7 protein-coding genes and 1 pseudogene are annotated in these 11,558 nt (G+C 45.4%); all 8 read left to right on the forward strand.

Annotation, left to right across the window (positions count from 1 at the left end; genetic code table 11):
* Positions 1-1,222 (forward strand): annotated as a pseudogene (locus tag ACKI5J_RS13660) (TonB-dependent receptor); the annotation flags it as partial.
* 11 nt (positions 1,223-1,233) lie between these two features.
* A complete protein-coding gene (locus tag ACKI5J_RS13665) occupies positions 1,234-2,922 on the forward strand; it encodes a RagB/SusD family nutrient uptake outer membrane protein (RefSeq protein ID WP_407430042.1) in 1,689 nt (562 codons plus the stop codon).
* Positions 2,922-3,470, forward strand: a complete 549-nt coding sequence (locus ACKI5J_RS13670; RefSeq protein WP_407430043.1) for an FAD-dependent oxidoreductase — start codon at positions 2,922-2,924, stop codon at positions 3,468-3,470. The genes ACKI5J_RS13665 and ACKI5J_RS13670 overlap by 1 nt, the downstream gene beginning before the upstream one ends.
* A 64-nt stretch (positions 3,471-3,534) precedes the next feature.
* Positions 3,535-4,605 (forward strand): FAD-dependent oxidoreductase, encoded by a 1,071-nt coding sequence (locus ACKI5J_RS13675; protein WP_407430044.1) that lies wholly within the window; start codon positions 3,535-3,537, stop codon positions 4,603-4,605.
* 293 nt (positions 4,606-4,898) lie between these two features.
* Positions 4,899-7,985, forward strand: coding sequence for a SusC/RagA family TonB-linked outer membrane protein (locus tag ACKI5J_RS13680; protein ID WP_407430045.1), 3,087 nt, complete (start codon positions 4,899-4,901; stop codon positions 7,983-7,985).
* An 11-nt stretch (positions 7,986-7,996) separates the two neighbouring features.
* Entirely contained in the window at positions 7,997-9,883 is a 1,887-nt protein-coding gene (locus ACKI5J_RS13685) for a RagB/SusD family nutrient uptake outer membrane protein (protein WP_407430046.1), read from the forward strand.
* Positions 9,884-9,922: 39 nt separating this feature from the next.
* Positions 9,923-11,047 (forward strand): SusE domain-containing protein, encoded by a 1,125-nt coding sequence (locus ACKI5J_RS13690; RefSeq protein WP_407430047.1) that lies wholly within the window; start codon positions 9,923-9,925, stop codon positions 11,045-11,047.
* Between the two features lie 38 nt (positions 11,048-11,085).
* On the forward strand, positions 11,086-11,558 hold a 473-nt coding region (locus ACKI5J_RS13695), incomplete at its 3' end, for a hypothetical protein (protein WP_407430048.1).

The raw sequence follows: 11,558 nt of genomic DNA on the forward strand, positions 1-11,558 counted from the left end.
GGAATCGTTTCTACAGGATAGCAAGGTGATCTCTGATTTGAAGTTCAGGGCCAGCTATGGTCGTGTGGGTAACCAGGCAATAGGTGCATACGAAACGATAGGTGGTCTGACCAACTTGTATTACAATTTTGGAGGAACGAATGTTCAGGGTGCCTATCCTAATCCTGAATCGCCGGCAAACATCACATTGGGTTGGGAGTATACTACTTCTCTGAATTTCGGTCTTGACTTCGGATTGTTCAATAACCGGGTCTCTGGCTCGGTCGAGTACTATCAACAGAAAACAGACGATCTGTTATTGTACCAAACCTTACCGAGAACCTCCGGGTTCAGCCGGGTGCGGAATAATATAGGAAATACTGAGAATTACGGTATGGAGCTGGACTTGAACACCGTCAATTTTGCGGGTGACGGGAAGAAGTCTTTTAGCTGGACGACAGATATTAACATTTTCTTTAACCGGAATAAGATCACGAAGTTGCAGGAGGGGGTGACACGGGATCTGGCAAACAGCTGGTTCGTGGGATCACCAAACGGGGTATTCTTCGACTACAAAAGGATAGGTCTATGGCAAAATACGCCTGAGGACTTAGCCCTGGCACAAAAGCTTGGATTGACCACAACGCAGGACGCTTATCTTGCCGGGCCAAACTCGCTTGTAGGGACAGTCAAGGTTGAGGATGTCAATAAGGATGACCGTATTACGGCGGACGATCGTATTATTCTGGGTTCCCGTCAGCCTAAGTTTGAAGGTGGTATCACCAATCGCTTTGCTTACAAAAACTTCGATCTTTCGGTTGTAGCGTACTTCAAATCTGGTGGTATGCTGCAGTCAAGTATACACACCAGCTTTGCGAATACACTTCAAGGGGTATATAATAATCTGGACGTGGATTACTGGACTCCTGATAACCCGGTTAATTACTGGCCGAAAGCGAACTCGTCCACGCAGTTTCCTGTATATAATGGCACTCTCGATAATTTCGACGCCTCTTATTTGAAAATCAGAACACTCACTTTAGGCTATACCATGCCGTCAAATCCGTTGAAGTTTATAGGGGCCAGATCTGCCCGGATTTACGCGACAGCGTCAAATCCCTTTACCTTCTTTTCTCCTTATATCCGGGATGGAAAAGGGCTTGATCCGGAGACGAACGGAAATATTGATCAGATTACGCCGGCTATCTGGTCCATGTTGTTTGGTTTAAATGTATCCTTCTAATACGAAAAACGATGAAAAAAATAGCAAACATCATATCTGCATTCGCTGCAATCGTACTTCTGGGAACCGGTTGTACAAAAGAATTGGATGAGGAAAATCATTCCAAGCTGACTGAAGATTTCTTTTCCACTTCGCAGGGTATTCAAAGCGGCTTGAATGCGGCTTATGGAGGACTTAGATCGCTATATGGTCCGGAAGAAGGGCTTGAAGCGTTTACCAATATCGGGACTGACGAGCTACGGACCGCCAATGGTAACCGTACGGCGAACGTGGCTAACTATAATACGTCTTTTAATTCAAATAACGAGTTTTCGAGCAGTATCTGGAACAACTGTTACCAGTGGATCAATACCTGTAACGGCCTCGTAGATTTCGGTAATAATGTTACCGGAGTAACCGAAGAAGTAAAGAAGCAGCGAATTGCTGAAGCGAGGTTCCTGCGTGCCTTCTATTACTTTACACTGGTGCAGTTGTTCGGTGATGTGACGTTGAATACGAACTTTTCGAGGAGCCCCTCTACCAGTGCTGAGAGGACTAATAAGGCAGAGGTATATAAATTCATTATTGATGATCTAAATATCTGTGTCGCCGATCTGCCGGCAAATACACAGACAAGTGGTCCGAGCCGGGCATCTGTTGCAGCTGCTAAGCATTTGCTGTCCAGGGTTTATCTTACCAGGGGCTACTCAAGTGCTGCGGAGGCGACTGACTTCCAGAACGCTTTTGATATGGCGAAGAGCCTGATCGATCCGCAGTCTGTTCACAACGTAGGGTTATTAGCTGATTTCGGCGAAGTATTCAGACCAACCAATGAGAATAACAGAGAGGTGTTATTTAACGTGCAATATTCGAGGGATTTAACGTTTGGCGGCAGCCATACCTGGAACCACCTGTATGTTGCTCCTTATGACCGGTTCCTTGGCGAACGTAATCTGAATGACGGCCGTTCCTACGCATGGATCAGGGCTACTAAATGGGTGCTTGAAACTGCTTTTGCAGATAAGGTAAACGATACGAGATATTATAAGACTTTCCAGTCGGTATGGAAGGCATCTATAGCTCTGAGGCCGGCCGCTGATGCGACATACGATGTAGTTGTGGGAGGGGTAACCTATAAGGTGAAGAGTCCTTCCGTTGCAGTGGGCGACACGGCGCTGTTCTTTCCTGGGTATAATATGACGATCGAGCAGATCAGGGCTAAAAAATACTTTGTGTTTACCCCTGAAAGCTATACCAACGACCGTATATGGCCCACGATGACAAAATATCTCGATCCCAACCGTACCACCGTTAATGAAAATTCACATCGCCCTATTATCGTATACCGCCTGGCGGAAACCTATCTGATAGCTGCTGAAGCTGCGTTAAAATTGAACCGCGTAGATGATGCAGTCACCTACATCAATGCAGTGCGCAGCCGTGCTGCTGCTCCGGGTAGAACGGCCAACATGCAGATCGGCGCGGCTGATGTCGACATCGACTTTATACTTGACGAGCGTACCCGGGAGCTAATAGGGGAGAACCTCCGTTGGTTTGATCTGGTCCGTACAGGTAAATTAGTTGAGCGTGTTCGCTTGTATGACGATTTCGAGGCAAAAAACAATATAAAGGATTTTCATATACTGAGGCCGATACCCTTGTCGCAAATTAACGCCGTAACAACCGGCAATCCGTATCCGCAAAATCCAAACTGGGATTAATGATATTCTCTAAGATGCTAATTAAGCGACACAATTTTCTTGTTCTGTTTGCTCTGGTAGCGAACATCTCGTGTTCTGTGACGAAAGCAAGGTCTGGAGAGGCGTACGAAGCGGATATCATCGTTTATGGAGGTACATCTGCGGGCGTTTCAGCGGCAGTAGAAGCAGCAAGGGCCGGTAAGTCGGTCCTTCTGGTTTCTCCGGATACTCATTTGGGTGGTCTGTCATCCAGTGGTTTGGGTTTTACTGATACCGGAGATAAGCGTGTAATCGGGGGGCTTGCCCGGGAGTTTTATCACAGGATCTGGTTGCACTATCAGCGCCCCGAATCATGGAAGTGGCAAAAAAGAGAACAGTATGGGAACAGGGGCCAGGGCACTCCGGCAGTGGACGGAGAAAATAAGACGATGTGGGTTTTCGAACCCCATGTGGCTGAAAAGGTATTTGAAGACCTGATCAGCGAAAATAAGATCAGGGTACACCGGAATGAATGGCTGGACCGGAACCAGCCTCTGAGTCTGAAAGATAAGAAGATCGTGTTTTTTTAGAACTGAAAGTGGCAAGATATTCCATGGCAAGGTTTTCATTGACGCTACTTATGAAGGTGATTTGATGGCTTTGGCCGGAGTTTCTTATACGGTTGGGAGGGAAGCGAACCGGGTATACGGCGAAACCTGGAATGGCATTCAGGAAGGCGTTTTTCAACATGAACATTATTTTAAAACGAACATAGACCCTTACAAAATGCCGGGAAATCCATCCGGTGGACTTTTACCGGGAATATCTTCCGGGCAACCGGGAACAAACGGGGAAGGCGATGATAAGATTCAGGCGTATTGCTATCGTACCTGCTTCACCGATCATCCTGAAAATCGCAAGCCTTTCCCGAGGCCCGAAGGCTATGATGCTGCTCAGTATGAACTTTTGCTGAGGGTGTTCCAAAGTGGATGGAACGAAGTGTTTAATAAGTTCGACAGAATACCTAATCTGAAAACGGATGTTAACAATCATGGTCCCGTTAGCTTTGATTATATAGGGATGAACTACGACTATCCTGAAGCTTCGTATAAAAGGAGAAAGGAGATCGCCAGGCAACATGAGAATTACCAGAAGGGGATGCTTTATTTCATTGCTAATGACCCCCGGGTTCCCAAGGCGATTCAGGAAAAAATGAGGAAATGGGGACTTGCAGCAGATGAGTTTCAGGATAATGAAAATTGGCCTCGTCAATTGTATGTGCGTGAAGCAAGAAGGATGATAAGCGACTATGTGATGACTGAGCACCAGGTGCTTGGAAGACATAAAGTTCCTGAGCCAGTCGGGATGGGATCCTATGCCCTCGACTCACACCATACACAGCGTTATGTGACTGTTGAAGGTTATGTTCAAAATGAAGGTGATATTGGTGTCAAACCTCCGCGACCTTATAGTATCTCTTACCGGTCTATCGTTCCGAAAGAAACTGAGTGTGGTAATCTGATTGTTCCGGTTTGTATCTCGAGTTCGCATATCGCTTATGGATCAGTGCGAATGGAACCGGTATTTATGATTCTGGGTCAGTCTGCTGCCGTCGCAGCTGTCTTAGCACTGGATATGAACGTCTCTGTTCAGGATGTCGATTACCAAAGGTTGGCCGAAGCGTTGAAGAGTGGAAAGCAAATACTCACTAATGATGCCCGCTAAAATGATTTAGTTATGGAATTTGGTTTGATTAGCGGTACAGTTTTCTGTATAATACGTCGTAACACGATTTGATTTTTTGCAATTCCTTTACTTTGGCAACTTGTTTTTTGCTAAATGTGGCTTTTTTCAATGGAATAACTGTTTAAATATCAATTTTTAAGTTAATGATATACAGTATTTGCTAAATCAATTTAGTGACGTATATTAGCCAATAAACTAACTAATTAATAACTAACTGATAAACGATGAACCAAAAATTTACTTGCTTTTGTCGGAAGGAGGGTTCCTTAAACATGAGGCGAAACTTACCACCCCTCAGGCACGTGCTACTCCTTATGATCTTTTTCCAGTTTCTTGTTTCGGCAGGTTTTGCCCAAAAAACGGCCACAGGAAAGGTTGTAGATGAACATGATCTTCCATTACCGGGTGTATCGGTCAGAGCCGTTGGTACTAACACGGGTGGCGTTACAGATACTCAGGGCATGTTTAAAGTATCTGTCCCTGCCGGTGTGGACAGCCTGTCCTTGTCTTTTTTAGGATACACCACTAAAAGGATAAGCGTGAACAGCTCGGGCGTGACCATAAAGATGACACCGGATCAGGCAAATGTACTTGAAGATGTAGTAGTGGTTGCCTATGGACAAAGGCAAAGGAAAATTGAGACGTTGGGCTCTCAGTCGGGCCTGAAAATTCAGGATTTGAAACAGCCCGTGGCCAATATCACTACAGTGCTCGCAGGGCGGGTCTCCGGTTTGGTTGGGGTACAAAGGAGTGCGGAACCGGGACTTGACAATGCCGATATCTATATAAGAGGGATGAATACGACAAGTAGCAATACGCCTCTGGTGTTGGTTGATGGAGTGGAAAGGCCGTTTTCCAACCTTGATCCGAATGATGTTGAGAGCTTTGTTATTTTGAAAGATGCATCATCGACCTCAGTTTACGGTGTGAGAGGCGCGAATGGTGTTATTCTGGTAACTACCAAAAAAGGCGTCGAGGGAAGGACCAAGATTAATTTTGACGCTTACCAGGGTTTTACTGAATTTACCCGGGTGCCTAAAGCGGCTGACGGAATTACGTATATGCAGATGGCCAACGAAGCCTCTACCACCCGAGGTGGCTTGCCGATCTATTCGGCAGACCGGATCCAGAAAACTTTTAGTCAGGAAGACCCCACACTTTATCCTAATGTAAACTGGATGGATCAGCTGTTCAACAACTTCGGTAATAACCGTAAGGTGAATATGAACATCAGCGGAGGCTCGGACAAGATGACGTATTATGTTTCTGCATCTACGTATAATGAGAATGGCCTGTTCAAAACGGATGAGCTTCAGAACTATGATTCCAAGATCAGCTTTGACCGATACAACTTCACATCGGCGCTCGATATCAAAGCAACGAAAACGACCACTATAAATCTGGGCATCAAGGGTTTTATCACTGACGGTAATTATCCGGGGACGGGGACTCAGGAAATCTTTGGAGAAGCCTTTGAGACCTATCCTATTTTATATCCTGTAGGGAAATATCCTAATGGTGCTGAGCCGTTTACCTCTACGGGAGGCGGTTTGAACAGCCCCTGGGCCTTACTTACCAACAGAGGATACGTTACAACCTTTAGAAACGAACTGAACTCTGACATCAGGGTTAACCAGGATCTTAGCTTTTGGGTAAAAGGTTTATCAGCGAGAGTGCTCTTCTCTTTCGACTCCAGAAATGATAACCGAATATCCAGAACGAAATCTCCTTATACCAACTATGCTATCGGCAGGGACGCGGACGGCAATCTTCTCTATGAGAATCAAAGCGTTAGTGCGGGGTCTGACTTCTTGAACTTCAGCAGAAATTCAGGTGGCGAAAGACAGTTTTATCTGGAGTCGGCCGTTAACTACGATAATTATTTCGGTAAGCACCATGTCACGGGACTATTTCTTTACAACCAAACCGATAAGCAGCTTGCCACAGCCGGAGATCTTATTCTTTCACTCCCATTCAGGAATCTGGGCCTCGTAGCGAGGGGATCGTACTCGTACGATGACAGGTATCTCGCGGAAGTTAGTGTGGGTTACAACGGAGCTGAAAACTTTGCGCCAGATCAGCGCTTTGGATTTTTCCCGTCCGGAGCCGTAGGATGGGTGTTGTCTAATGAAAAGTTCTTTGGTAAAGCAAAGGATGTATTTCAGCTGTTAAAATTCCGGGCCTCTTATGGAGTTGTAGGTAACAGCCGGATCAATGTATTTAACCGGAGCAGTCCGGATTCCAGAGACAGGTTCCTGTTTATGGAGCAGGTCGGTTCAGGCGGCGGATATGCGTTTGGTCAGCAATGGGGGTCGAACTCTTTTGAGGGACTGGAGATCAAAAGATACGCAGCGGATGTTACCTGGGAGACAGAGAAAGATCTCAATATAGGTGTTGAGTTAACGACTTTTAAGAACGCTTTGTCTATTCAGGCGGATTTCTTCAATCGCAGAAGGGAGAACATATTCATATTGCGTGAATCTGCTATTCCGGCAAGCGCAGGGGTAACCGGTACTCTGGTTGGTAACCTCGGGGAAAACAACAGTAAGGGTGTAGATCTTACCGTTGAATTTAATAAAAACTTCGGACAGGTTGGTGTAGGGATCAGAGGTACGTATACTTACAATGAGAACGAAGTACTGGAAAATGATATGCCGACTCAAGCCTACCCATGGTTGGATCGCAGAGGATATCCTATTGGTCAGCGATTCGGTTATGTAGCGCAAGGATTTTATACTCAGGAGGAGATCGATAATCCGGATGTAGCCAAAACCGCCGGTGTAGTAATGGCTGGTGACCTGAAGTACCAGGATCTTAATGAAGACGGCGTCATCGATGGCTTTGACCGGAAAGCGATCGGACGAAGTGATATTCCGGCAACTACCTACGGTTTTGGAGCCAATATTTCTTTCAAAAACTTTTCATTAGGCGCATTCTTCCAGGGGATCGGCGACGTAGATCTTTATCTATCTAACCAGTTCATGCCTTTCCGCAATAGCTCAGCGAGAGGTGGTCTGTACTACAACATTGAAGATCGATGGACCCCTGAAAACCCGAGACAAGATGCCTTCTATCCCAGATTATCCTATAGTGAGATTAACCAGAACTATTCTGCGGAGAGCAGTCACTGGTTGATGAATGGCAAGTTCCTGCGTCTTAAAACTCTCGATTTTGGTTATACGGTTCCCAAGAAGACATTCGCGAGACTCGGTGTACAGAATATGCGTGTTTATTTCATTGGTTATAATCTTTTCACCATCAGCCCCTTCAAGATGTATGATCCGGAAATGGGAAATGGTAGCGGAACAAGATATCCAAATATCAAAACGTACAGTCTGGGACTAAATGTATCATTCTAATTGTGACGAAAATGAAATTTAAATATAAAATAATAGGCTGTTTGCTGGCATTTACTACCCTTGGTATTCTTGCTTCGTGCAAAAAGGACTTTTTAGGTCAGGTTCCCGATGATACCCTTTATATTGACGATGTTTTCGAAAGGAAGATCTATATCGAAAGGTATCTGGCTAATGTTTACACTTACATCAGAAGCGAGGTCGACAATAATACCAGCAACAACCCCTGGGAAGGTTTGTCTGACGAGATGGACGTGACTTACAACGACTATGCGACTTACTCCATGAATCTGGGTAACTGGGATCGGAACCGCGGTGACTACAATTACTGGAATCATTACTACAGGGGTATACGTAATGCCTCATTTTTTCTTCAAAACGCTATTCCGGGAAGGAGTATAGACCTTGATGAAAATCTATTAAAGCAATACCGGGCGGAAGCAAGGGCTTTAAGAGCCTTTTATTATGCCATGCTTGTTCGCCAGTATGGGCCGGTTATCATCATGCCCGATACCCCTGTGCCTTCCGACGCGCCCCTCGAGCAGTTTCATCTGCCAAGAAACTCCTTTGACGAATGTATAGATTACATCGTCAGTGAGATAGATCTTGCTCTGCCAGATCTACTGGAGCCACGGGATCCGGCGGTACAGGGGGATAATACCAATTCATTTGCAAGGATGTCCAAGGGAGTCGCGCTGGCGACAAAGTCACGCATACTCCTGTATGCCGCAAGCCCATTGTTTAATGGAAATACTGAATATGCTGACTTTAAAAATCCAGATGGAAAACAATTAATTAGCCAGCAGTTCGATGTTAATAAATGGAAGCGGGCAGCAGACGCAGCCAAAGCGGTTATAGACATTCCACATTATTCACTTTATAAAGAATACGGTACCAACGGGGTTTACAACCCTTATGCATCCTTAAAAGGCATATTTACAAAGGACTGGAACTCCGAAGTGATCATGGCAAAAAGTTCTGATATGTATTCGGCGGATAAAAACGGATCGCCAAGAGGCGGCATCAATTCCGGAGCCGCAGGTGTGGGGGGATGGCAATCATGGGGACCGACACAGTCGGTGGTTGATGCTTACTTTATGGCTAACGGTCATCGTCCGGTATTGGGCTATAACAGTAACGGAACTCCCATCATTAATCCTGCTTCAGGATATACTGAGTCAGGATCTGCACCTGCCGCTACTCCCTACTATGATGCGGGAACATCAAATATGTATACTAACCGCGAACCCCGGTTCTATGTCGCTGTCACTTTCCATCAAAGTAAATGGATAAATGGTGCTGGTGGTGCAACGGCTGCCAATCCGATGGTAATATCGATGTTGAAAGGCGGCAATGGTGGTAAATATGATAATGGGCGAAACTGGTCAAGAACCGGATATGTTGTCCGCAAACTTGTCCATCCGGGAAGTACTGTCAATCCTGATAACATCATTAAAAGAACAGAGGTAAAAATAAGACTGGCGGAAATTTATTTGAATTATGTAGAAGCGTTGAATGAATTCGATCCGAATAATTCAGATATACTGGTGTATCTCAACATGATCCGTGAGAGAGCCGGCATTCCTAAGTACGGTTCTGCACCCGGGGAAACACCTGTCCCTGCAGGCCAGGACGCTATGCGGGAGGCTATCCATCATGAAAGAAGGGTAGAACTGGCTTTCGAAAACCATCGCTACTTTGATACCCGAAGATGGAAAATCGCAGAGGAGACAGATGGCGGCGATTTCTATGGAATGAACACAGATGCTACGGACAAAACCAACTTTTTAAAGAGAACCGTTTTCGAAACGCGAGTTTTCAATAAGAAATATTACCTGTGGAATATAGTTCAATCAGAATTGAATGCCAATCCCAGCCTGGTGGAGAACCCTGGTTGGTAACGGAATAGTTTAGGTGTTAGTGCTATTAACTTGTTAGAAATGAAAAGAATTTTCAATCATATAAAGACGGGTGTCGTGTTACTTGCTTTCCTGGCAGTCTCCTGTGAAAAGGACGAAGTGGTCAATCATCAAACGACAATAACAGAATCCCTGCCGTCGTTCCCGGACGATAATTCGTCATTGGATCTTAATATCGTAAGGAGTAACGAAATGGTCATCTTTGAGTGGGAACCCTCAAAGGCTGCAGATAATAGTGTGGTGTTCTATGAACTGCTGATGGATAAAGACAATGGCGATTTCTCCTCTCCGATTTATAAGGGAACTCCGGCTAAGCTGGGTTCTGAGAACAGGATCAGCCTGTCTCATTCTGCTTTGAATGAGATTGTCAAAGGTTTAGGTGTCGCCGAACTAGAAACGGTTAAGTTGAAATGGAAAGTGGTATCGACAAACGGCGTCAACAGTGTTTCGTCGAATGCGGTGAGATCCATGACCGTCAGGCGTGCCCTTGATCTTCCTAATGAGCTCGTTTTGTATGGAACCGGTACAGAAGCCGGAGATGATCGGGGTAAAGCATTAAAGCTAAAAAAAGTATCTGATACTCGGTTTGAAGTCTATACTTCTTTACAGCCTGGTACTTATGGTCTGGTCAAAGGTGCTGTTAATGAAACGGATGATGTGTTTAACTTCAAGGGGTCTGACATCTCCGACGGCATGGGAAATATTACGGTCAATGCGGGAGTTTATCGCATAACCGTTGATCTGCTCACCGGATTGAACTTTACGGAAATACAATCTGTCGGCTTGTGGTTTGCCGCGAAAAACGCGGTGAGCAATGTGTTGACTTATCGTGGTAACGGTGTATGGGAAGCAAAGGACATCCCGATTGCCTGGGCTCAGGTTTCATGGGGCAAGGATGAGCGGTACAAATTCCGGATTACGGAGAAAGATGCTGCAGGTACCGTAACCAACAAGTTTTGGGGAAGTGCCAGCAAGGACAATAACAGGCCAACACCATCCTCCGCAGCAAGCTACTACTATCTTAATCAGGTAGATAATACGCAGTGGGATTATACTTATAAGTTCGCAAGTGAATCGCAGACTACCGATATCACGCTGACTATGCAGGGAGCCATGCCCTATACTCATTCAATAACTTACAAATAGATTAACAGGGAGGTCCAACTCCCTCAACTTTAATATTTATGAGAGAGTTCAAGGTAAGCCTTTTATTTTTCCTAATGATCTCCCTGGGGATGATAGCGTCATGTTCCAAAGGTGGCTCAGATACACCGGAAGAGCTTTCGAAACCTGCTCCCGAGCAGGTATATGACTGGTCTCAGCTATCAGAGAATGCTCAAGAAGCGTTAGACGACGAGTTTTATTCGACCAGCCAGCATTACTATCTTCAGGATAATAATGGCCATCAGGGTTTTAATTACTGGTGGAATGCACATGCGCTGGACGTAAAGGTCGATGCTTATTTGCGTACCAAAGATCAAAGGTATCTGGCCCAAATGAAGCAATTATTGAAAGGATGTTATGTGAAGAACGGGAATACCTATCGGAATACTTTTTATGACGACATGAAGTGGTGGGCAATAGCTTGTCTGAGGGCATATGATGCGTCCGGTGATGTGGAATACAAATCAGTAGCTGAACAACTATGGGGCTGGAT

Source organism: Arcticibacter sp. (assembly GCF_045629565.1).
In the GTDB taxonomy this organism is placed as follows: Bacteria; Bacteroidota; Bacteroidia; order Sphingobacteriales; family Sphingobacteriaceae; genus Arcticibacter.